Source organism: Sphingopyxis sp. H053 (genome assembly GCF_001468225.1).
Taxonomy (GTDB): domain Bacteria; phylum Pseudomonadota; class Alphaproteobacteria; order Sphingomonadales; family Sphingomonadaceae; genus Sphingopyxis.
The window spans coordinates 186,679-207,130 of the sequence record NZ_LNRU01000001.1 but is presented as its reverse complement, the minus strand read 5'-3'; the positions used below and the strand labels follow the sequence as shown (position 1 = coordinate 207,130).

The window sequence follows — 20,452 nt, the reverse complement described above, 5'->3', positions numbered from 1 at the left end:
AGGAGGGTTTTACTGGTGCGTTCGGCGAAAGGAAAAATCGCAACCATCCGTTCTCATCTCGTCATTCCCGCGAAGGCGGGAATCCCGCTGCGACCGAAGTAGCGGGACCCCCGCCTTCGCGGGGGTGACGAAAGGTGGAATTAGCGACCGCGGAGAATGGCGCCGACCAGCAGCGACGTCGGCGTTTCGCGCGCCAGCATGACCGTACCGTCATTCTGCCGCGCCACCGCCTGCACCAGCACCGCGGGCGCGGTGCGCGAGGTCATCGGGCTTGCATCCTCGCCTTCGGCAAGGATGCGTTCGACGTCGGCATCGAGGAAGATGCGCTCGGCCTCGACATGCAGCGCGATCTCGATGCTCTCCCCCTGCTTTTCGCAGCCGACATCGAGCCGGCCGCCGCGCACCAGCGCATCGACGAGGAGAAGCGAGAGGTTGAGGATGATCTTCACCGCCGGCTTGGGCAGCGGATCGGTCCCGATCATCCAGTTGAGCTCGATCGCGCGGTCGCCGATGATGCCCTGAATCGCCGATTTGGCCTCATCGGCCGGGACAAGCTCGCCGAACCCGCCCGCCGAACCGAAGGCGAGACGAAAGAATTTGAGCTTGTTTGCCGAGGTCCGCGCGCTTTGTTCGAGCAGTTCAAAGCAACGCTCGCGCATCGCCGGGTCTTTCTCGTCGGCGAGCAGTTCGAGGCCGTTGGCGAAGGCGCCGACGGGGCTCAGCAGGTCGTGACACAGGCGCGAGGCCAGCATCGAGGCGAAATCGACGCGATCGTCGGACATGGATGAAAAGGCTCCCCAGCGCAGTGTTCCGGACATTTCCGGCGTGGGCTGCTCCTAGGACAGCCATGACCCTAAGGGCAAGCGCGATGCGCCGAAGCGCCCCGCCCTTTTTCGTCGTCACCCCGGACTTGATCCGGGGTCCATGCCGCCGCCGCCGAATGGATGCCGGATCAAGTCCGGCATGACGAAGGGTGTGTGTGAACGAGCCTGTCCCCTTGAATTTCAGCGCCCGAAAACCACATTCCGATCAATGCAGGGGGATGACGACATTTTGACCGTGGCGCTGGACGATAGCGCGGCCGGGCTGCGGCTCGACCGGGCGCTCGCCGAAGCGCTGCCCAGCCTGTCGCGCGAACGTTTAAAGAGCCTGATCAAGGGCGGCCGCGTCGTCGGCGCCGACGGAAAAATCCTTTGGGATCCCTCGGCAAAGGCGGCGGCGCCTGCAACGATCGAGGTTCGCCTGCCCGCCGCCACGCCCGCGCATAATGTCGCGCAGGACATGGGATTGGTCATCGCTTATGAGGACGAGCATCTGATCGTCGTCGACAAGCCCGCCGGCATGGTCGTCCATCCCGCCGCGGGCAATCTCGACGGCACGATGGTCAACGCCTTGCTCCACCATTGTGCGGGGCAATTGTCGGGGATCGGCGGCGTCGCGCGGCCCGGGATCGTCCACCGCATCGACAAGGACACGAGCGGGCTGATCGTCGCCGCAAAGCACGACAAGGCGCATGAAGGTCTCGCCAAGCAGTTCGCCGCGCACAGCATCGACCGCCGCTATCTCGCGATCGCGACCGGCCGGCCGATGCCGGCGAACGGCACGATCGACGCGGCGCTCGGCCGGTCGACCACGAACCGCAAAAAGATGGCGGTGGTCGCCGAAGGACGCGGCAAGCATGCGATCACGCATTACCGCACGATCGAGCCCTTGAAGAATGCGACTCTGGTCGAGTGCCGGCTGGAAACCGGACGCACCCACCAGGTGCGCGTCCACATGGCGCATATCGGCCATCCGCTGGTCGGCGATCCGGTCTATGGACGCGTCAGAAAGCCTTTGTCGGAGGTGCTGAAAGCACGGAATTTCGTGCGGCAGGCATTGCACGCGGCCCATTTGGGCTTTATTCATCCGGTGACCGGTAACAACATCGCGCTCGACAGCGAACTCCCAGCCGACATGCGGGAACTGATCGATGAATTGCGCGTTTAGGTTTCGAATGAAAATCTATCTCGACCGCTGGACCCAACCGCGGCATGTTCTGACTCAAGATTCTAAAGGGAAGACGCTCTCCAATGGCTAAAAGCAACGTTCCGGCCACGGTTCCAGCGCTTGGCGGCGAAGCCAGCCTGAATCGCTATCTGGCGGAAATCCGCAAATTCCCCCTGCTGACCCCCGAGCAGGAATATATGCTCGCGCGCCGCTTCCAGGAGCATGGTGACAATGAAGCTGCGGCGCAGCTCGTCACCTCGCACCTCCGCCTCGTCGCAAAGATCGCGATGGGCTACCGCGGCTATGGCCTGCCTGTCAGCGAGCTGATCAGCGAAGGCAATATCGGCCTGATGCAGGGCGTGAAGAAATTCGACCCCGAACGCGGCTTCCGCCTCGCCACCTACGCGATGTGGTGGATCCGCGCCTCGATCCAGGAATTCATCCTGCGCTCGTGGAGCCTCGTCAAGATGGGCACCACCGCGGCGCAGAAGAAGCTGTTTTTCAACCTTCGCCGGATGAAGAACAACCTCGCGGCGTTCGAGGATGGCGACCTGTCGCCCGAACATCTGACCAAGATCGCGACCGACCTCGGCGTCACCGAGGAAGAAGTCACCAGCATGAACCGCCGCATGGCGATGGGCGGCGACACCTCGCTCAACGTCCCGATGGGCGAGGACGGCGACAGCCAGTGGCAGGATCTGCTCGGCGATGAAGGCCCGCTGCAGGACGAGCGCGTCGCCGAGGCGCAGGAACGCGATGTGCGCCATTCGCTGCTGAATGAGGCGCTGGAATCGCTCAACGAGCGCGAGCGCCACATCCTGACCGAACGCCGCCTGACCGACGACCCCAAGACGCTGGAAGACCTGAGCCAGGTTTACGACGTCAGCCGCGAACGCGTGCGCCAGATCGAAGTGCGCGCATTCGAAAAACTGCAGAAAGCGATGCTGAAGCTTGCCGGCGACCGGCGGTTGGTGGGCGCCTGATCCGCGCCCGTCCTTTGCGCCCGTGATTTGACTCGCGGGCGCAAGGGACTAGCCTTCCCTCGATGGATTTGCTGACCAGATACCGTCATCACTTGGCCGTCGAGGCGTCGGGTCGTTCTGGCTTGTTCTCGAAAATCCTACGATATTTCAAAAGATTTTGGTTCGCCTGCCTTTTCGGAGCCGTGCTTTTTCTCGCCTATGGCGTGTGGGTCGCATTGACGAGCGATCTCCGCGGAGGCGCAGGAATGGCTTTAATCGTCTTCCCTGTTGGCGCCGCTCTGATTTGCGCGCTTGGGGCCGTTCCTTACGGCGTCGCCCAGCTTTTCCTGTCAGCGAAGCGGTTACCGGATAACAACCTCGACGATTAGGCTTCGCGTCGATCGATGTCCGTTCCCTACCCTAAAGCCGACATGGGAATGCGGGAGCGGCGCGCAAACGTCAGAAGCGGCGCACGAAACCGAAATAGAGTTCGACGTCCGGGCTATCGCGATTAAGCCCGAAATTGGCACCGACATCCCACTGGCTATCGGCATCGGGCTGCCAGCCGGCCGAAAGCCCGGCCAGCGCCTCGGTTGTGTGACCGCCGGGGTCGCGGTCGCGGGTAAGCGACAACTCCGCCGCCATCGAGACATCGTCGGACAGGCCGAACCCCACCCCCGCGACCGAGCCATAGGCCGTATGCCGGCCATTGCCGTCGCTATCGACGGCGGCATCGACGTGCGGCGTGAAGCCCAGCGACACCGCACCGAGTTCGACGCTGACCGGCACGATCATCCCCGCCCCCCAATCGCCCGCGCCGACGCCATCGCCGCCCAGTGGCAACGTGACATAGGGCATCAGCGCGACCGAAAAGCCCGACCCGTCGGGATTGCTCAGATTTTGCCGCAACGCGAGCGTCACGTCGCCGGTTCGCGTCCGGCGGGTCACGTCGCCCGTCGTCCGGTTACGTTCGCGCGCATGGCCGAGCATCGTCCATCCAAGCTGCACCTCCAGCGACGAGGTCAGCCCGGCGCGCAGCAGCGCGTCGCCGAAGGTCCAGCTATCGCTCCGGCTGTCGGCGGTGCGATCGAGCGTCCAGTCGGCCAAGCCGATCTCGAACAGCATCGACCCCGGCTCGACCGTGCAGGCGGGTGTACCGAGCCCCGGCCGGTCGGGGCAAAGGTCGCGGCGATCCTCGTTCGCGAGGGCAGGCGCAGCGGCCGTCGCGGCGGCTAGCAGCAATAGGGATCGAAGCGACATGCGGGTCTTTCCTTCGGCAAACATCAGTGTTTTTTGCTCCGCAAGATCAAGCCCGCTTGCCTCGAAATCGCAAGCGGCTAATTTGCCTGCATGGTAACGTCCTCTCGCGCGAAGAAGCGCAAGCTCCCCTGGTATCTCCGGCCGTTCAAATGGCTGTTCTGGTTCATTGCCGCCTCGGTGCTGTGGGTGCTGCTCTATGCCGTCGTGCCGCCGCCCGTGACGTTCACGATGCTGGCCGACAGCAACGGGATTACCAAGGACTGGGAAAGTCTCGCGAATATCGACCGCAACATGGTGCGCGCCGTGATCGCGGCCGAGGACGGCAAATTCTGCAGCCACAATGGCTTCGACCGCGACGCGATCGAACAGGCGATCGAGCGCAACGCCAAGGGCAAACGCATGCGCGGCGGATCGACGGTCAGCCAGCAGACCGCGAAAAATGTCTTCCTGTGGCAAGGCAGCGGCTGGACGCGTTATGTCCGCAAGGTGCCCGAGGTGTGGTTCACCTTCCTGATCGAAAAGATCTGGGGCAAGCGCCGGATCATGGAGGTTTACCTCAACGTCGCCGAGACCGGTATCGGCACCTATGGCGTCGAGGCGGGGGCGCAGCGCTATTTCAACCATGGCGCGGGCAAGCTGACCCCCGCCGAGGCGGGGCGGATCGCCGCGATCCTGCCGCTCCCCAAGAAACGCGAGGCGGTGAGCCCGTCGGGCTTCACCCGCCGATACGGCAATACGATCCGCGCACGCATCGGCGTGGTCAAGCGCGACGGGCTGGATGCGTGTGTCTATAAATAGGCGGGAGACCGAATGCCTGTGATGGCCAAATCGAGTTGAGCGCCCTCCTGGGGCCCTCTGCTTCCGCGATTGTGGAATGGCTGGCGGACGTCGGCGCACGATGGGGACTGCCGCCCGACGCCTGCCGCGTCCACGGCCTGTTATATCTGATGGCGAAGCCGCTCGCGACCGAAGACATCGCCGCCGAACTGTCCCTGACGCCAGCCGCGATGGACGAAGCGCTTACCTGGCTGGCAGCGGAAGAGCTGGCGGCGGGAAATCGCGAAGGCTGGACCACCGAGGCCGATCCATGGCTCCTGATGCTGCAGACGCTCGAGAAGCGACGGCAGCGTGAATTGGCGCCCGCGCTGGCGGTCCTTGGGCCGTCGCGACGTTTCGACGGCGCGGAAGACCCGCTGGTGGCGCGGCAGGCGAAGCGCCTGCTCGAGCTGGTCGAGGACCTCGCCGCGATCGATGCGGGAACGAAGCGCCTCTCGCCCCGCACGCTGCGGCGTGTGATCGGCATAGGCGGGCGCGCCGCGCGCCTGTTCGGCGGCGCGGGCAACAGAGGGGGAAATTTATGAGCGAAGCGGGCGGCGCCGCGGCGGGGGCCTTCAAAGTCAATTCGCTGACCGGCCTCGATCGGGCCGACGCGGTCAAGGGCCGCGTGCTATGGGATGGCCCCCGGTCGGTCTGGAACGCCGCGATGCTGGCGATGGCGCTGGTGCTAGGTCCGCTGACCTTCAGCGGGAGCGCGCTGGCGGTCTTCCTGGTGACCTCGGCCGTGACATTGTGCGCCGGCCATTCGGTCGGCTTTCACCGGCGCCTGATCCATCGCAGCTTCGATTGCCCGAAATGGCTCGAGCGCCTTCTCGTCTGGCTTGGAACCGCGGTCGGAATGGGCGGGCCGATCTGGACGATCCGCCTGCACGACAGCCGCGACTGGGCGCAGCGGCAGCCCGATTGCCACTGGTTCCTGCGACACGCCAAGCCGCTCGTCATCGACGGTTTCTATTATCTCAACTTCCGGCTCCAGCTTGCCCGGCCGCCCGGCTTCGACCCCGGCCCTGGCATCGGCGACGATCGCTTTTACCGCTTCCTCGACCGGTACTGGATGCTGCAGCAGGTGCCGATCGCACTCACCCTCTACCTGCTCGGCGGCTGGTCATGGGTTATCTGGGGGGTGCCGGTGCGCGTTGCCGCCTGCACAACGATGCATTGGTTCATATCCTATTTCGCGCACACGCGCGGACCGCAGGACTGGTCGGTCGATGGCGCCGTCATCCAGGCCTATAATGTGCCGATCATGGCGATTCCGACGATGGGCGAGAGCTGGCACAGCAATCATCATGCCTTCCCGAGCTCGGCGCGGCATGGCCTCTATCCGGGCCAGATCGACCTCGGATACCGGTTCATCCAGCTGCTCGCGCTGTTCGGGCTCGCGTCGAACATCCGGCTGCCGGCCAACCTGCCCGCACGGCCGGGCATCACCCCATTGACCGCGCGGGCGCTGAGCGCCGCGTCGGATCGTCAGGCCGAGACCCTCGCCGCGAAGGTGCGCGATGACGGCCGCGCCTGATCCGCTCGAAGCGCTGCGCACGGCGTACCGGCTCGAACCCGCCAACGCGTCGCACTGGACGTTTCGCATCGGTCGCTGGCGGTTCCGGCTGCCCAATTTCGCATGGCGGCAAGCGGCGATCGACGCGCACGATCGCCACCATCTTATCACCGGTTATCCGCTGACGCTGACCGGCGAGATCCAGCTCGCGGCATGGGAATGGGGGGCCGGCCGTTATCCCGACTGGCGCGCGACGCTATTTTGCTCGCCGCTGATCCTTGCCGGGGCCATCGCGCTGCCGCGCCGAACCTGGCGCGCCTATGCTGCGGGACGGCAATGCGAAAGCCTCTATCGGCGGGATGAACTAGTCTAGACGCTTGGCCGAAACACCGGCATTACGCGGGCTTCCAGCTTTTCCGTTCTTCGGCCTGCTTCAGCACCTCGAACGCCGCCTGCCCTGCCGCAAAGCGTTTCGCGGCGTCGGCGTCGCCGGGTTTCACGTCGGGGTGCGTTTCTTTGGCAAGATTGCGCCATGCCTTTTTCGTCGCCTCGAAATCGGCGTCGGGTTCGAGGTCGAGAATTTCGAGCGCACGCATTTCGTCGGCACTGCGGCTGCCGTCGCCCGACCCGCCCCAGGCATAATGCTGGGCCTTTGCATACGCCCCCGCGTCGCGCGTCTCATTAGCAGCCCGCTCGGCGGCATCTTCGGCGCTCAAACCCTCGAAATAGTCCCAGCCGCGGTTATATTCGGCGGCGTGCGTCTCGCAGAAATACCAGCGTTCGGGGCTGTTCGGCGACTTCGGAGCGGGGCAGTTGCCGGGGTTGGTGCAGCCGTGGCGATCGCAGAGGCGCACCTTCTGCGTCTCGCGCGACGAGCCATAGGGGCGCCAGCGGGGAAAACCCCAATCGTCGGATCTCTTGGCGCGGCTCATCACCCCCATGTAGCGGCTGGGGCGCGCGATTGCTAGCCGAGGAGGCCGAAAAACCTAGTCTTTGGGCTTGTAACCGAACGCCTTGCCCGCGAGTTTGACGACCGCGGGGTCGAGATCGGGCGGGGTCATCGGCACGATCGCCTCGAGCGCTTCGGCGATATGGGTCAGTGCCGCGATGCGCGCGGCCTTCTTGTTATTGCCGTCGATCACCTTCCACGGCGCCCAGCGCGTGTTCGTCTGCGCGAACATATCCTCCATCGCGGCGAGATAGGCCTTGCGCTTCGACCGGTTGCGATAGTCCTCAGGTCCCGTCTTCCACCGCTTCCACGGATCGTCGAGGCGGTCGGTGAAGCGCTTGTCCTGTTCTTCCTGCGTCAGGTGGACGAAGATCTTGACGAGGTTCGTCCGGCTGCCCGTGAGCTGCGCCTCGAACTCGTTGATCTCGTCATAACCCTTGCGCCATTCGGCCTCGCTCGCAAAGCCCTCGACACGCTCGACGAGGACGCGGCCGTACCAACTGCGGTCGAAGATCGAGATTTCGCGATTGCCCGGCAGGCGTCTCCAGAAACGCCAGAGGAAATGGCGCGCCTTTTCCTCGTCGTTCGGCGCGCCGATCGGCCATACCTCGAAATAGCGCGGATCGAGCAGCGCGGTCATGCGCTTGATGATGCCGCCCTTCCCTGCCGCGTCCCAGCCTTCGAACATGATGATGCTGCGCTGGCCGTGCGTGATATGCGCGGATTGTACGCGCTCAAGCCGTTCCTGCAACGCATCGAGCGCATCGGAATAGTCGCCGTCATATTTGGCGCCGGCTTCGTGATCGGAGAGGGAAATGCTCATCGCGCCTCCCTAGCGCAACCGGAGGCGTCCTACCAAGAGCGATGCAGCCCTGTCATTTTCTGGGACAGCGCGCGCGCGTTTCGTTACGCGGTTAGAGCAATTCCGCGAGCAGCGCGGCGACGCGCGCGGGATCTTCCATCGGAATGAAATGGCTATGCTCAGCCCATAGTTCGTCGCGCTCGGCGCCGAGCGCCGCACCAAGACCGGTCCAGGTCGGACTCAGCGAAAAATCGAGCGGGCCGCCGCGCTCGCCGGTCGGGGCGCGGATCACCATCGACGGCGTGGCCAGATAGTGCAGCCACTCGTGCGGACTGATGCGCAGGGCATTTTGATAGACCGATGTTTCGAGCGCCGGCGGGCAGGCAAGCTCCAGCCCCTCGCCCTCGGCTGCCGGGAGCAGGCCATGGGTGCAATAGTCGGCGAGGACGCGCGGATCCCAATTCGCATAGGGCGGCCGGTCGGCGAAACGCGCGCGCATCTCTTCGGCGCTCGCCCAGCTGTTGCGGCGGCGCGCGACGGGATGCTCGGCGGGATCGGGGATGGGCTTGGCCGCCTCGCCTTCATAAAAGGCGGGGTCCATGATCACCGGATCGATCAGCACGAGGTGACGAAAGGCTGCGGGTCGCTGCGACGCGAGCCGCGTCAGCGCGTAGCCGCCCATGCTGTGACCGCAGCCAACGAGCGGATGCCCGCCGAGCCCGTCGAGCAGCGGCAACAGCGCGTCGGATGTCGCCGCCCAGTTGGCGAGCGTCGCGGGACGGTAGCTGCGCCCATGCCCGCGATGATCGGGCGCGATGACGTGCGTGCCGGCGGGCAGCGCCGCGACGACCTGATCCCACACCCGCGCGTGAAAGCCCGTCGCGTGGAGCAGGAGCAGCGAAGCCTCCTGCCCCCGCGTTCCCCATTCGAACCAGCAGATATCGCCTTCCGGCGTTTCCAGCCGGTGCTCCCGGGGTTCGCTCACGCCTTAGCCCTTCGGGCCGTCGACGATGCGGATGCCGAGTTCCTTGAGCTGCTTGTCGCTGACCGGCGCGGGCGCGCCCATCATCAGGTCTTCGGCCTTCTGGTTCATCGGGAAGACGACGACTTCGCGGATGTTCGGCTCGTCGGCGAGCAGCATCACGATGCGGTCGACGCCCGGCGCCGAGCCGCCGTGCGGCGGCGCGCCGAACTTGAAGGCGTTGATCATGCCGCTGAAATTCGCGTCGACCTCAGCCTGCGAATAGCCTGCAATCTCGAACGCCTTATACATGATGTCGGGGCGATGGTTCCGGATCGCGCCCGACGACAGTTCGACGCCGTTGCAGACGATGTCATATTGCCACGCGAGGATGTCGAGCGGGTCCTTGGTTTCCAAGGCTTCTAGCTCGCCCTGCGGCATCGAAAAGGGGTTGTGGCTGAAATCGATCTTGCCAGTGTCCTCGTCGGCCTCGAACATCGGGAAGTCGACGATCCAGCACATTTCGAACTTGTTCGGATCGATCAGCTCAAGCTGCTCGGCGACGCGGGTGCGCGCGAAACCGGCGAGCTTCGCGGCAACCGCTTCCTTGCCCGCGGCGAAGAAGAGGCCATCGTCGGGGCCGATGCCGAGTTCGGCGGCGAGCGCGTCCATCTTGTCGGCGCCGTGGTTCTTGGCGATCGGGCCGCCCCATTCGCCGCCCTTGCGCGTGGCATAGCCGAGGCCGGCAAAGCCCTCGCCCTGCGCCCAGCTGTTCATGTCGTCGAAGAATTTGCGGCTCTTCTCGGCGGTCGCGGGTGCCGGGATCGCGCGCACGACGTCGCCCGCGGCGACGATGTCGGCGAAGCGGCCAAAGCCCGATCCCGTGAAGTGCGACGAAACGTCGGTGATGATCAGCGGGTTGCGCAGGTCGGGCTTGTCATTGCCATATTTCAGCATCGATTCGCGGTAGGGGATGCGCGGGAACGAGCCGGCCGGGGTGACCGACTTGCCGTTTGCGAACTCCTCGAAGACGCCCGCGAGCACGGGCTCGATCGCGTTGAACACGTCGTCCTGCGTGACGAAGCTCATTTCGAAATCGAGCTGATAGAATTCGCCGGGCGAACGGTCGGCGCGCGCGTCTTCGTCGCGAAAACAGGGCGCGATCTGGAAATAGCGATCGAAGCCCGCGACCATCAGCAGCTGCTTGAACATCTGCGGCGCCTGCGGCAGCGCATAGAATTTGCCGGGGTGAACGCGGCTGGGCACCAGATAGTCGCGCGCGCCCTCGGGCGACGAGGCGGTGAGGATCGGGGTCTGATATTCGGTGAAGCCCTGATCGACCATGCGGCGGCGCAGGCTTGCGATCACGTTCGAGCGCAGCATGATGTTCGCATGCAGGCGATCGCGGCGGAGGTCGAGGAAGCGGTATTTGAGGCGGATATCCTCGGGATATTCCTGCTCGCCCGCGACCGGCATCGGCAGTTCGATCGCCGCCGACTGGACCGCCACGTCGCGTGCGCGCACTTCGATCGCGCCGGTCGGCAGGTTCGCGTTGGTCGTTTCGGCCGAGCGCGCGACGACGTCGCCTGTGATCGTCACGACGCTTTCGGCGCGCAGGCCGTCGAGCGTGGCGAAGGCCGCGTCGCTCGAGTCCGCGACGATCTGGGTCAGGCCATAATGGTCGCGCAGATCGACGAAGAGCAGCCCGCCATGATCGCGCTTGCGATGCACCCAGCCCGAGACACGGACATTCTGGCCGACATCCTCGGCGCGGAGCTGGCCACAATTATGGGTGCGATAGGCGTGCATTTTCTTGGGTCTCTCACATGTCCGGGGAGGCACGCGCAAACGTACCGATATGGCCGCGCCTAAGGCAGCGCGGCGAGCGATTTGTCAAGACTTGGCTCGTCGCCCCCGCGAAGGCGGGGGCCGCTGGCAACCTTGCTCAACGCCTCTTGCGGCCCCCGCCTTCGCGGGGGCGACGGATGCTTCAGCAGGTCAGCCCCAACCCGTCGAGTACCTCGCTGCCAAACAGCGCGCGGTGCGCCGGATCGGGAAGCAGCCGGTCGCGCGCGGTGCGCCAGCGGCGGAAATCCTCGCCATAATCGGCGGCGACGCGCGCGGCGTCGAGGCGGCAGCTTTTCGCCCAGTGGCGGGTGAAGGTGATCCCCTCTGCATCGAGGCATTCGACCACGCGGGTATAGGCGTCGGCGGTGCGCTGGCTGCGCGGGCCGTCGAAATCGATCACCGCATTGTGCGTGAAACGCGCAGGAGCGAGCAGCCCTTGCGCGCGCTCCATGAAACGTATGGTGACGACGGTCGAGCCGCCGTGGCGCGCATAGACCGCGCAGATGCGTTCGAACGCGCGCGCAAGGTCGGCGCGGTCGATGGTGACCGAGGCGTTGAACAGGTCGGCGAGCGGTCGGTGCGTGTCGAGCCCCTCCCCCCAGCTGCCATAGACCGGCGGCGCGTCGATATCGGGGCCGCTGGCATAGCCCTGCTTCATCGCGAACTGGAGCAACGGCCCGCGCGCCCACGGATAATCGTTGAGCAACCGGCCGAGCAGGCTGAGCGCGTCATAACCGGCGCCGAGCTGGCCGGGGGTCGCGCGGGGATAATCGTCGCGCCAGGGTTCGCGATAGAGGAAGCGCAGCATCGCCGGCCGCCTGAACGGCTTGTACGGATTGACGATCATCTGGACGAAATCGGGATCCTGATCGAGCGCATAGGCGGCCGAGAAGCGGCGGAAATCGCCGGCGGCGAGCCAGTCCAGCGCCGCCCGATCGACCTTGCGCAGATTCTGGATCGGACGGACGAGAAATTTCGGTACGCTGTCAACGACGAGCGCCGTCACGATGCCGAGCGAGCCGACGGGAAGCTGCGCCGCGGCGAACATATTGTCGTCGCGGAGCGCCGTCGATCCTGTCGCGGCGATGAAGGCGTCGCTCATCACGCCGGTGTCGGGCTCGATCCAGCGGATACCGCTTGGGGTGACGATCTGCAGCGCGCGGATATGGTCCTGGATCCCGCCGCGCGCGATCATCGATCCGTGGGTGCCCGTTGCAGCGGCGCCCGCGAAGGTCTGTCCATTGCCCGCGCCGCTGGTCCACAGCGAGCGGCCTTGTGCTTCGAGCTTGTCCGATACCTCGTCGACGAGGGCGCCCGCTTCGACGAGCATCAGGGCGCCGGCGTCGATCCCGGGGCGGACGTCATCGGCGCCGATGCGAAAACAACGATTGAAGCGCCGCGTGTGGAGCAGCCAGCTTTGCGAGCTGATATTGACATTCGACGGCGACCAGCCCGCGCCGAGCGGACGGACACGGCGCTTCGCGGCCTGCGCCGCCGCGAGCCAGTCCTGCACCGACTTCGCGGCGATCGCGATCTCGTCGCGTCCGCGCTCCGCATCACCGCTGCGCAAGGCAAAGCGCGTCGCCGCCTCGCACGTGCCGGTGCCATGATAATTGGTCCAGCGCCCTTCGTCGCCGAGCTTGACGATGGGCATCAGGCGTCTCCCAGCGGGAGGACGCCGGCGTGTGCGCGCCACGCGACGGTCACCGGCCGCAGGAAGCCGAAGGTCGCGATCGCGACGAGCATCTGGCGCCGCGTCGCGAACAGCCGAACGTCGCACAGGCCATGATCGGATTCGGGCGTCACGAACGGTTGCGCCGCCTGGGCGGCGAAACCCCAGCCCTTCAACGTGACCACCATCGATTCCTCGTCGAGCGGCCGCGGATTGGCGATCGACACGAAGATGTCCGCCTGCCCCGCGGCATATTGCCCGAAAATCAACGCAAAACCGAGCGCGGCGAGCGCCCAACCGAGCCACATCATGCCCCAAATCCCTTCGTCTTTTTCCCCAGCCGGTGTTCCGGCTCCGCGACCCGAAGAGCGCGGGCAATTTTTCCTGCCCGTTCCTCTCAACTAGCTGTATAGGCGCGCTATGCAAGTCCATCCGTTGATCGAAACCAACGCCGCGCTCGTCGAATTCTGCGACCTCATTCGGAACAGCGATTTCATCGCGGTCGATACCGAATTCATGCGCGAAAACACTTTCTGGCCAGAGCTTTGCCTGATCCAGGTGGCCGACCGCGACCATGCCGCGGCGATCGATCCGATGGCGCCGGGCATCGACCTGGGGCCCCTGCTCGACCTGCTCGTCGACAATGAGGACATGCTGAAAGTCTTTCATGCGGGCGGGCAGGATGTCGAAATCATCTTCAACCTGACCGGCAAGACGCCGCACCCGATCTTCGACACCCAGATCGGCCAGATGGCGCTCGGTCAGGCCGAACAGGTCGGCTATTCGAACCTGGTCGAGGCGTGGATCGGGTTGCAACTCGACAAGGGCGCGCGCTTTACCGACTGGAGCCGCCGTCCGCTCGACAAGCGCCAGATCGACTATGCTGTCGGCGACGTCACGCACCTCGCCAAGATTTTCCCGATGATGCTCGATAAGCTGATCAAGACCGGCCGCGGTCACTGGCTCGACGAGGAGATGGAAAAGCTCGCCGATCCCGCCAATTACAGCGTCGATCCCGACAAGGCGTGGCAGCGAATCAAGATCCCGACGCGCAAGCTCGACGTGCTCGGCCGCTTGCAGTCGCTCGCCGCGTGGCGCGAACGCGAGGCGCGGCAAAAGAATCTGCCGCGCGGCCGCATCGTCAAGGACGAAACGCTCGCCGACCTCGCCGCGCATCCGCCGAAGGATCAGGACGGGCTGGGCCGCGTGCGCGGACTGTCGGCAACGTGGCGCACCAACGACATCGGCGGCCGGCTGATGGACGCGATCGCGGGCGCCAAGCCAATGTCGAAGGACGACATGCCCGAGCGCGCACCGCGCGGCCCGGGGCTCGGCAAGGAAGGCACGCTGGTCGCCGACCTGCTCAAGCTGCTGCTGAAAATTCGCGCGCGCGAATTGAACGTCGCGGCGCGGTTAATCGCGCGCAGCGACGATTTGGAAGCGCTCGCTGCGGGCGCGCGCGAGGGAATCCAAATGATGGACGGCTGGCGTTATGACGTGTTCGGCCACGCGGCGCTCGATCTGGTCGAAGGCCGGATGGGCTTTGCAGTCAAGAACGGCAAGCTGGTGATGAGCGAGATCGACGGCGCGGCCTGAGAGCCTACGGCCTTGCTATTGCACGGCATTGGCCGTTGCCCCATAATCGGGCGGCAGTGATGTCATGAAGGAGCAGGCCATGCGTTTCCCCGTCGCTATCGCCCTCGCAATCGGCGTTGCAGGCTGCAACGCCGCGCCGACCAAAACCGAAGCCCCCACCGTGGACACCGCACAATCGACCGCCCCCAAGGCTGAGGCACCTGCCGCACCTGCGGCAGAGCCTGTTCGCTACACCTGTGCCGACGGATCGACCGTCGAGGCGCGCTACCCGACCACCGACACGGCGCAGATCGTCGTCGCGGGCAAGACGGTCGAGATGAAAAGCGCAATGTCGGCGAGCGGCGCCCGCTATGTCGGCGGCGGCTGGCAATGGTGGACCAAGGGCATGACCGAAGGCTCGCTCGCACCGCTCAAGCCCGGTGAAGAAACCGCATCGGCGGCCGGGACGACCTGCACCGCGCCGGCGACCTAGGTCGCTCAGCCGCCGTCCTGCAAATCCACCACGGGTTCGGCGTCAAGCGCGTTCGCGAGTGCGCGCAGTCGCCGCTCGACCGCTTCGCCCATCAGATGGTGCCATTCGCGCGTGAGGGTGAGCCGCAGCTTGCCCCCGCGCATCGCGATCGAGCTGCCGTCGAGCGGCGCCTGGATGCCGCCGGTCAGGCGTTGTGCCAAACGGATCGCGAGCCCCCATTGACGCGCCCGCGCCAGGCGCTCGGGCGTCACGAGACTGCCCATCGCGGGAAACTCGGCGTCGGTGCCGCCAAAGCCCGCGTACAGCGCGCGGGCAAGGAGGATGCGGCCCGGGATATCGATGCTCCGCCAGTTTCCGTGCAGGCCGATCTCGGTGCCGCGCTCGGCGCGAAAATCGGGATTCGCCGACCAGGCGACATCGCTGAGCAGGCTGGCGGCCAAACGGACGCGGCTGTCGGCGGGAGCCTCGTCAGCAAACAGCGGCGCGATCCATTCGGCGATCGCGCGGCCGTGCGGCGCGAACCGCGCGAGGCGTCGGCCCTCGAATTCGGCGGCGACGATCAGTGGGTCCTGCGCGCGCGTTTCGGCATCGAGCGCCTGATAGAGCAGGCCTTCGCGAAGCCCCGATGACGACACGGTCATTTCGGGCACATCGAGAATGTTGACGAGCGCCGCGAGCAGCGCCGCCGCATCGGGCAAGGCCGCGGCGCGGTTCGACGCCATGCCGGGGATGGCGCGGAGCTCTTCAAAGCTCAACCTTTTGGTCGCGCGGAGCAGGCGGCGCAGCGCGCTGCGTGGCAATGTGTGCTGATCGAGGACCGCAAGCGGGTCCTTGGTGAGTTCGAGATCGAGGCGCGAGAGCGCGCGCCACGAACCGCCGACCAGATAGAGCGGCAGCCCGGTCAACCCCTCGCCCGGCCAGCCCGCGGCGCGGAGCATCTTGCGGATCGCGCGTTCAAACGCCTGCTCGCCATCCTTCCGCAGCGCGGGCAAGCGGAGCACGCCGAGCGGGAAGGATGCGCGGCGGCCGACCTTGCCGCGGGACACTTCGGCGAGTTCGAGGCTGCCACCGCCAAGATCGACTGCGACGCCGTGCGCGTCGGGGATCGCCGACAGCACGCCATGCCCCGCAGCCTCGGCCTCCTCCTCGCCCGACAGCAGCCGGATATTCAGTCCCGCCTCGGCCGCGGCGGCGATGAAGTCGGGACCATTGACCGCATCGCGCACCGCTGCGGTGGCGACGCATTGCACGTCCTGGACGTCCATATGCTCGGCGAGCAGCGCGTAGCGCCGCAGCGCGACCAGGCCGCGCTCGGCGTCTCCCGGGGCGATGCGGCCATCGATGGCGAGCCCGCGGCCAAGACCCGCGGCGACCTTTTCGTTGAAGATCACGGCGGGTGCGCGCGCCGGTCCTTCATAGACGACGATGCGGACCGAGTTGGAGCCGATATCGATCACGGCGGATCGACTGACCGCCTGCCTGGAGGAACGCTGTGGGGTCAATTTCGTCAATCTTCGCGCGTGTTGAAGGCGAGGGTCGGGACGTCGTGACGCTTGTGGAGCGCCGTTCCGCGACCCGATAGCGACGCGTTCGTCATGAAATAATGATGCAGATTGAATGGCTTGTCGTCCGGCTTCACCCGCACTGAGGTGCCGTCGGACTGCAGGATCCAGCTTTGTTCATTGTCGATCAGGTTCGCGACGAGCACCTGGTCCAAAATCTGGTCGTGGACGGTCGGGTTCTCGATCGGGATCATATATTCGACGCGGCGGTCGAAGTTGCGCGGCATCCAGTCTGCGCTGCTGATGTAGAGTTTTGCCCCACGATGCGGCAGCGCCGCGCCGTTCGCGAAGGCCCACACGCGGCTGTGCTCGAGAAAGCGCCCGACGACCGATTTGACGCGGATCGTTTCGGACAGCCCGGGCACATCGGGGCGCAGGCAGCAGATGCCGCGCACGATCAGTTCGATCGGCACGCCCGCAGCGCTCGCCTCGTAAAGCTTGTCGATGATGTCGGGGTCGACGAGGCTGTTCATCTTGGCCCATACGCCCGACGGCAAGCCGGCCTTCGCCGCCGCCGTCTCGGCGTCGATCAGGTCGGACAGATGCGCGCGCATGTTGAGCGGCGACATGGTGATGAGGTCGAGCCGTTCGGGTTCGACATAGCCGGTGATGTAATTGAACAGCTGCGCCGCGTCGCGACCCGCGCGCGGGTCGGCGGTGAAGAAGCTGAGATCGGTATAGATGCGCGCGGTCACCGGGTGATAATTGCCGGTGCCGAAGTGGCAATAGGTGCGATACCCCTGCCCCTCGCGGCGCACGACCATCGAAATCTTGGCGTGCGTCTTCCACTCGATGAAGCCGTAGACGACCTGTACCCCGGCGCGTTCGAGCTGGTTCGCCCAGAGCAGATTCTGCTCCTCGTCGAAGCGCGCCTTGAGCTCGACGACCGCGGTGACCGACTTGCCCGCCTCGGCCGCCTCGATCAACGCGCGGATCACCGGCGACTGGTTGCCGGCGCGGTAGAGCGTCTGCTTGATCGCGACGACGTCGGGATCGGCCGCCGCCTGACGCAGAAAGGAGAGGACGACGTCGAAGCTTTCATACGGATGATGGACGACGATGTCCTTCGAACGGATCGCCGCGAAACAGTCGCCGCCATGTTCGCGGATGCGTTCGGGGAAACGCGCCGAATAGGCGGGGAATTTGAGGTCGGGCCGGTCGACATCGACGAGCGCCGACAGCGCCGCTAGCCCGATGAAGCCGCCGATCTTGGCAACGATCGCTTCGTGCCCCTGAATATCGGCGTTGAGCACCTCGGCGATTTCGCCAGGCATGTCGGCTTCGAGTTCGAGCAGGATCACGCGGCCGCGGCGGCGGCGGCGGATCGCGGTGCGGAACAGGCGGACGAGATCCTCGGCCTCTTCTTCCAGCTCGATATCGCTGTCGCGGATGATGCGGAACACACCCAGCGAGCGGATGGTGAAACCGGGGAACAGCAGGTCGCCGAAAATCTCGATCAGATATTCGATCGGCACGAACGAGCCCGGCTGCCCCGGGACCGGCACGAAACGCGCCAGCGAGGAAGGGATCATCACCAGTTCGCGGATCGTGTCACCCGTCGCCTTGCGCTGCAGATCGAAGATGACGCCGAGGCCGCGGTTCGGGATGAAGGGGAATGGATGCGCCGGATCGAGCACCTGCGGGGTGAGGATCGGAAAAATCTGGTCGATGAAATATTGGCGCAAGGCGGTGCGCAGCGCCTCTTTGTCCGACCCCGTGCCGTGGACAATGATGCCCTGTTCGCCGAGCTGGCGATGGAGCAATTGCCATTCGCTCTGCTGCTGGTCGACGAGGCGGTTCACCTCGGCCTCGATCTCGGCAAGCTGCTGCCCCGGCGAGCGGCCGTCGGCCGAAGGATCGTCGATCCCCTGAAGTTGCTGCCCCTTCAGCCCCGCGACGCGGACCATGAAGAATTCGTCGAGGTTGCTGCCCGAGATCGACAGGAAGCGAAGACGTTCGAGCAAGGGATGCGCGGGGTTGCGCGCCTCCTCCATCACCCGCCGGTTGAAGGCGAGCCAGGAGAGTTCGCGGTTGAAGAAGCGTTCGGGACCAAAGCTGGGCGGCGTCGCCGCGGTATCGGCATCATTGTCTGCGCGTAAGGGGCCGCCGGTTATCGACATGTCGCGTCATCCTGTCGTTCGAGCAAATCGGGATCGATGAGCCCCTGTGACAGTAATGTTTCACGCGTAAGACGAATGCTAATACCGCCGCCCTTTTCGAGCGATGCGGCATCGAGCGCCGCGACGACGCGGTGGATCATCGCATAGCTGCGCTCCATCCGCGGCACGATATAGGAGGCGACGCCCGGCGCAAGCGCCATGCCGCGCTGCGCGAACAGCGCCTCGATCAGGTCGCGCGCAAGGCAGTCGTCGGGATCGCCGATCGCGAGCACCGGCACCGCCGCCAGGCGCGAACGAAGGTCGGGAAGCGCGACATTCCATTCCGACGGCGGCGCATCGGCGATGATCAGCAGCGGCGAGCCGCTGGCCTGCGCGGCGTTCCAGGCGTGGAAAATCTCTTCTTCCGAAACGCTGTCATGCCCGTCGATGATTTTTCCGCCGGTGTCGCGCGCGAAGAGCCGGCCCATCAGGCTGCGCCCCGAACCGCGCGGTCCGGTGAGCACGGCGGTGCGGACGGGCCATGTTGCGACGTGGCGCAGGTAGCGCACGGCATCGGCGTTGCTGGTGCCGACGATCAGCGGACCGTCGTTGCTGCCCCCCGCGCTCCAATCGAGCGGCAGCGCGATCTGGGACGCGCGCGCCATCAGCGGCTGATCCTGAGCTGACCGCCGCCTTCCTGCACCTTGAACCCGCGTGCGGCGAGCGCCGCACCGAGCGCGGCGAGGTCACCCCGGAAGCTGACGCGCATCACCGAGGTGCCGCCGAGCGCAAGGCTGGTGGTCGAGGCCGACTGGACGCCCGCGGCGCCCGCGACCGCGCGTTCGGTCGCGGTGACCGAATCGACGTCGGGCGAGCTGTACTGGACGGTGAAGCTCTGTACCCCGACGGCGGTTGTCGTCGGCACACTCGCATCGGTTTCGCTGGGCAGCATCTCGTCGTCGGCCGCGATCTCTTCGGGCAGGTCTTCCTTTTCGACCGGCTTTTCGAGGACGAGATAGGTATCGGTGCGCAGCACGCCCGCCGCGAGCGCGTCGATATAGATGCGATCCATCCGCGCGACCGCCTTTTCCATCATGTCGGGCAGCGCCGCGGGGCTGGGCCCGGTCATCGTGAAGGTGGAGATCAGCTTGCTGTCGGGGCCGAAGCGCGCAGTAAAATAGCCTTTGATCGGGCCGCCCGGATAGGAATATTCGACGCGCGCGATCGGCGTCAGCACGTCGGCGGCGCCATATTGGTCGAGGATCACGCGCCACCAGACGCGGCCGCGGCGGCCGGTCTGCCCCGCGTTGATCAGCAAGGTATCGGCGCCGGTGCCCGCGGTGCGGACATAATCGATCGCGCTCTGCCCCGTATTATATTCGGCCCACGCGCGCTGCCAGGCGCTGCGCTGTTCGAACACCTGCGGGATGCCGTCGATCGAATAGACGGGGATGACGAGCAAGGGCGGCGAGCGCAAAGTACGGCCGCTGACGCCGAGAATCTGCCCTGCGCGCACGCGATCGAACTGGACGCCGAGCCGGGCGACATAGCGGCGCGGGCCAATCTGCTCTTCCTCGACGACGATCGCGGTGACGATGCCATCGAGCACCGAATCGCCGAGTTTGGGGCCGTCGCTGCCGTTCAATTTGCGGTAAAGCTGGGCCCAGGCCAGGCGCTGCGCCTCACGCCAGCCCTTGGTTCGCGCATCGTCGGCATTGTCGCCGGTGACGTCGACCATGATGCCGCTCGTCAGGAAATCGCCGCTGCTGTTGATCGGGGTGATGCCGCGGTCGCCGCGAGTGATCTGACCATCGACCACGCCAACGAGCAGAATCGCAAAGAACAGGCCGAAAAGCGCCGCCCAGCGCCAATCGCGGCCACGCAGGGCGTCGAAGGCGAAGCTCGGGGCGAAGCGGGGGAAAGCAGCCGAAATCATATCTTCTCT

21 protein-coding genes are annotated in these 20,452 nt (G+C 65.7%); 9 read left to right on the top strand and 12 right to left on the bottom strand.

Features of this window, described 5'->3' with window-relative positions:
* Positions 1–140 precede the first annotated feature (140 nt).
* On the bottom strand, positions 141–782 hold the full coding sequence (locus tag ATE70_RS00910; protein ID WP_058536087.1) for a histidine phosphotransferase family protein: 642 nt from the start codon (positions 780–782) through the stop codon (positions 141–143).
* Between the two features lie 250 nt (positions 783–1,032).
* Between ATE70_RS00910 and ATE70_RS00905 the strand changes: the two genes are divergently transcribed.
* The 3 genes from ATE70_RS00905 (at position 1,033) to ATE70_RS00895 (ending at position 3,340) form a co-directional block, all read left to right on the top strand.
* On the top strand, positions 1,033–1,989 hold the full coding sequence (locus tag ATE70_RS00905) for an RluA family pseudouridine synthase (protein ID WP_058536086.1): 957 nt from the start codon (positions 1,033–1,035) through the stop codon (positions 1,987–1,989).
* A gap of 83 nt (positions 1,990–2,072) precedes the next feature.
* Positions 2,073–2,972: an RNA polymerase sigma factor RpoH gene (rpoH, locus tag ATE70_RS00900; RefSeq protein WP_056371197.1), complete on the top strand. Its 900-nt coding sequence runs from the start codon at positions 2,073–2,075 to the stop codon at positions 2,970–2,972.
* 62 nt (positions 2,973–3,034) lie between these two features.
* Positions 3,035–3,340, top strand: a complete 306-nt coding sequence (locus tag ATE70_RS00895; RefSeq protein ID WP_058536085.1) for a hypothetical protein — start codon at positions 3,035–3,037, stop codon at positions 3,338–3,340.
* Positions 3,341–3,410: 70 nt separating this feature from the next.
* Here ATE70_RS00895 and ATE70_RS00890 read toward each other — a convergent pair whose 3' ends face one another.
* Positions 3,411–4,211 carry a transporter gene (locus ATE70_RS00890; protein WP_058536488.1) on the bottom strand — a complete coding sequence of 267 codons (801 nt, stop codon included), beginning with the start codon at positions 4,209–4,211 and terminating at the stop codon, positions 3,411–3,413.
* Positions 4,212–4,301: 90 nt separating this feature from the next.
* Between ATE70_RS00890 and mtgA the strand changes: the two genes are divergently transcribed.
* From mtgA to ATE70_RS00870, 4 genes are all read left to right on the top strand, one after another.
* Positions 4,302–5,009, top strand: a complete 708-nt coding sequence (gene mtgA / locus ATE70_RS00885; protein ID WP_058536084.1) for a monofunctional biosynthetic peptidoglycan transglycosylase — start codon at positions 4,302–4,304, stop codon at positions 5,007–5,009.
* A gap of 71 nt (positions 5,010–5,080) precedes the next feature.
* Positions 5,081–5,572 carry a hypothetical protein gene (locus ATE70_RS00880; protein ID WP_058536083.1) on the top strand — a complete coding sequence of 164 codons (492 nt, stop codon included), beginning with the start codon at positions 5,081–5,083 and terminating at the stop codon, positions 5,570–5,572.
* A complete protein-coding gene (locus ATE70_RS00875) occupies positions 5,569–6,567 on the top strand; it encodes an acyl-CoA desaturase (RefSeq protein ID WP_082639319.1) in 999 nt (332 codons plus the stop codon). Before ATE70_RS00880 ends, ATE70_RS00875 begins: the two co-directional genes overlap by 4 nt.
* The gene (locus ATE70_RS00870) at positions 6,551–6,919 is read left to right on the top strand and encodes a hypothetical protein (RefSeq protein ID WP_058536082.1); all 369 of its coding nucleotides are present in this window, start codon (positions 6,551–6,553) and stop codon (positions 6,917–6,919) included. The genes ATE70_RS00875 and ATE70_RS00870 overlap by 17 nt, the downstream gene beginning before the upstream one ends.
* Before the next feature lie 22 nt (positions 6,920–6,941).
* Here ATE70_RS00870 and ATE70_RS00865 read toward each other — a convergent pair whose 3' ends face one another.
* From ATE70_RS00865 to ATE70_RS25060, 6 genes are all read right to left on the bottom strand, one after another.
* Positions 6,942–7,478: a J domain-containing protein gene (locus ATE70_RS00865; protein ID WP_058536081.1), complete on the bottom strand. Its 537-nt coding sequence runs from the start codon at positions 7,476–7,478 to the stop codon at positions 6,942–6,944.
* Between the two features lie 54 nt (positions 7,479–7,532).
* Complete coding sequence (locus ATE70_RS00860) at positions 7,533–8,318, bottom strand: polyphosphate kinase 2 family protein (RefSeq protein WP_058536080.1); 786 nt, start codon at positions 8,316–8,318, stop codon at positions 7,533–7,535.
* 91 nt (positions 8,319–8,409) lie between these two features.
* Complete coding sequence (locus tag ATE70_RS00855; protein ID WP_058536079.1) at positions 8,410–9,282, bottom strand: alpha/beta fold hydrolase; 873 nt, start codon at positions 9,280–9,282, stop codon at positions 8,410–8,412.
* A gap of 3 nt (positions 9,283–9,285) precedes the next feature.
* The gene (aspS, locus tag ATE70_RS00850; protein WP_058536078.1) at positions 9,286–11,067 is read right to left on the bottom strand and encodes an aspartate--tRNA ligase; all 1,782 of its coding nucleotides are present in this window, start codon (positions 11,065–11,067) and stop codon (positions 9,286–9,288) included.
* Positions 11,068–11,248: 181 nt separating this feature from the next.
* Positions 11,249–12,760 (bottom strand): FAD-binding protein, encoded by a 1,512-nt coding sequence (locus ATE70_RS00845; protein ID WP_058536077.1) that lies wholly within the window; start codon positions 12,758–12,760, stop codon positions 11,249–11,251.
* Positions 12,760–13,089, bottom strand: a complete 330-nt coding sequence (locus ATE70_RS25060) for a hypothetical protein (RefSeq protein WP_058536076.1) — start codon at positions 13,087–13,089, stop codon at positions 12,760–12,762. Before ATE70_RS25060 ends, ATE70_RS00845 begins: the two co-directional genes overlap by 1 nt.
* A gap of 109 nt (positions 13,090–13,198) precedes the next feature.
* Between ATE70_RS25060 and rnd the strand changes: the two genes are divergently transcribed.
* Positions 13,199–14,374 carry a ribonuclease D gene (rnd, locus tag ATE70_RS00835; RefSeq protein WP_058536075.1) on the top strand — a complete coding sequence of 392 codons (1,176 nt, stop codon included), beginning with the start codon at positions 13,199–13,201 and terminating at the stop codon, positions 14,372–14,374.
* 79 nt (positions 14,375–14,453) lie between these two features.
* On the top strand, positions 14,454–14,846 hold the full coding sequence (locus ATE70_RS00830) for an MliC family protein (protein WP_058800974.1): 393 nt from the start codon (positions 14,454–14,456) through the stop codon (positions 14,844–14,846).
* Positions 14,847–14,851: 5 nt separating this feature from the next.
* Here the strand turns inward: ATE70_RS00830 and ATE70_RS00825 are convergent, their stop codons facing one another.
* Genes ATE70_RS00825 through ATE70_RS00810 form a run of 4 tightly spaced genes read right to left on the bottom strand, consistent with a single transcriptional unit; the run spans position 14,852 to position 20,443 of the window.
* Positions 14,852–16,303: a Ppx/GppA family phosphatase gene (locus ATE70_RS00825; protein ID WP_231732546.1), complete on the bottom strand. Its 1,452-nt coding sequence runs from the start codon at positions 16,301–16,303 to the stop codon at positions 14,852–14,854.
* A 50-nt stretch (positions 16,304–16,353) separates the two neighbouring features.
* Positions 16,354–18,528, bottom strand: a complete 2,175-nt coding sequence (locus ATE70_RS00820) for an RNA degradosome polyphosphate kinase (protein WP_058536072.1) — start codon at positions 18,526–18,528, stop codon at positions 16,354–16,356.
* The gene (locus ATE70_RS00815; protein WP_058536071.1) at positions 18,519–19,172 is read right to left on the bottom strand and encodes an HdaA/DnaA family protein; all 654 of its coding nucleotides are present in this window, start codon (positions 19,170–19,172) and stop codon (positions 18,519–18,521) included. The genes ATE70_RS00820 and ATE70_RS00815 overlap by 10 nt, the downstream gene beginning before the upstream one ends.
* Complete coding sequence (locus tag ATE70_RS00810; RefSeq protein ID WP_058536070.1) at positions 19,172–20,443, bottom strand: hypothetical protein; 1,272 nt, start codon at positions 20,441–20,443, stop codon at positions 19,172–19,174. The genes ATE70_RS00815 and ATE70_RS00810 overlap by 1 nt, the downstream gene beginning before the upstream one ends.
* Positions 20,444–20,452 lie beyond the last annotated feature (9 nt).

Coding starts and splice junctions, on each gene's coding strand:
- ATE70_RS00910 (WP_058536087.1), bottom strand. CDS start 782: ATGTCCGACGATCGCGTCGATTTCGCCTCGATGCTGGCCTCGCGCCTG.
- ATE70_RS00905 (WP_058536086.1), top strand. CDS start 1,033: ATGCAGGGGGATGACGACATTTTGACCGTGGCGCTGGACGATAGCGCG.
- rpoH (WP_056371197.1), top strand. CDS start 2,073: ATGGCTAAAAGCAACGTTCCGGCCACGGTTCCAGCGCTTGGCGGCGAA.
- ATE70_RS00895 (WP_058536085.1), top strand. CDS start 3,035: ATGGATTTGCTGACCAGATACCGTCATCACTTGGCCGTCGAGGCGTCG.
- ATE70_RS00890 (WP_058536488.1), bottom strand. CDS start 4,211: ATGTCGCTTCGATCCCTATTGCTGCTAGCCGCCGCGACGGCCGCTGCG.
- mtgA (WP_058536084.1), top strand. CDS start 4,302: ATGGTAACGTCCTCTCGCGCGAAGAAGCGCAAGCTCCCCTGGTATCTC.
- ATE70_RS00875 (WP_082639319.1), top strand. CDS start 5,569: ATGAGCGAAGCGGGCGGCGCCGCGGCGGGGGCCTTCAAAGTCAATTCG.
- ATE70_RS00870 (WP_058536082.1), top strand. CDS start 6,551: ATGACGGCCGCGCCTGATCCGCTCGAAGCGCTGCGCACGGCGTACCGG.
- ATE70_RS00865 (WP_058536081.1), bottom strand. CDS start 7,478: ATGAGCCGCGCCAAGAGATCCGACGATTGGGGTTTTCCCCGCTGGCGC.
- ATE70_RS00860 (WP_058536080.1), bottom strand. CDS start 8,318: ATGAGCATTTCCCTCTCCGATCACGAAGCCGGCGCCAAATATGACGGC.
- aspS (WP_058536078.1), bottom strand. CDS start 11,067: ATGCACGCCTATCGCACCCATAATTGTGGCCAGCTCCGCGCCGAGGAT.
- ATE70_RS00845 (WP_058536077.1), bottom strand. CDS start 12,760: ATGCCCATCGTCAAGCTCGGCGACGAAGGGCGCTGGACCAATTATCAT.
- ATE70_RS25060 (WP_058536076.1), bottom strand. CDS start 13,089: ATGATGTGGCTCGGTTGGGCGCTCGCCGCGCTCGGTTTTGCGTTGATT.
- rnd (WP_058536075.1), top strand. CDS start 13,199: ATGCAAGTCCATCCGTTGATCGAAACCAACGCCGCGCTCGTCGAATTC.
- ATE70_RS00830 (WP_058800974.1), top strand. CDS start 14,454: ATGCGTTTCCCCGTCGCTATCGCCCTCGCAATCGGCGTTGCAGGCTGC.
- ATE70_RS00820 (WP_058536072.1), bottom strand. CDS start 18,528: ATGTCGATAACCGGCGGCCCCTTACGCGCAGACAATGATGCCGATACC.
- ATE70_RS00815 (WP_058536071.1), bottom strand. CDS start 19,172: ATGGCGCGCGCGTCCCAGATCGCGCTGCCGCTCGATTGGAGCGCGGGG.
- ATE70_RS00810 (WP_058536070.1), bottom strand. CDS start 20,443: ATGATTTCGGCTGCTTTCCCCCGCTTCGCCCCGAGCTTCGCCTTCGAC.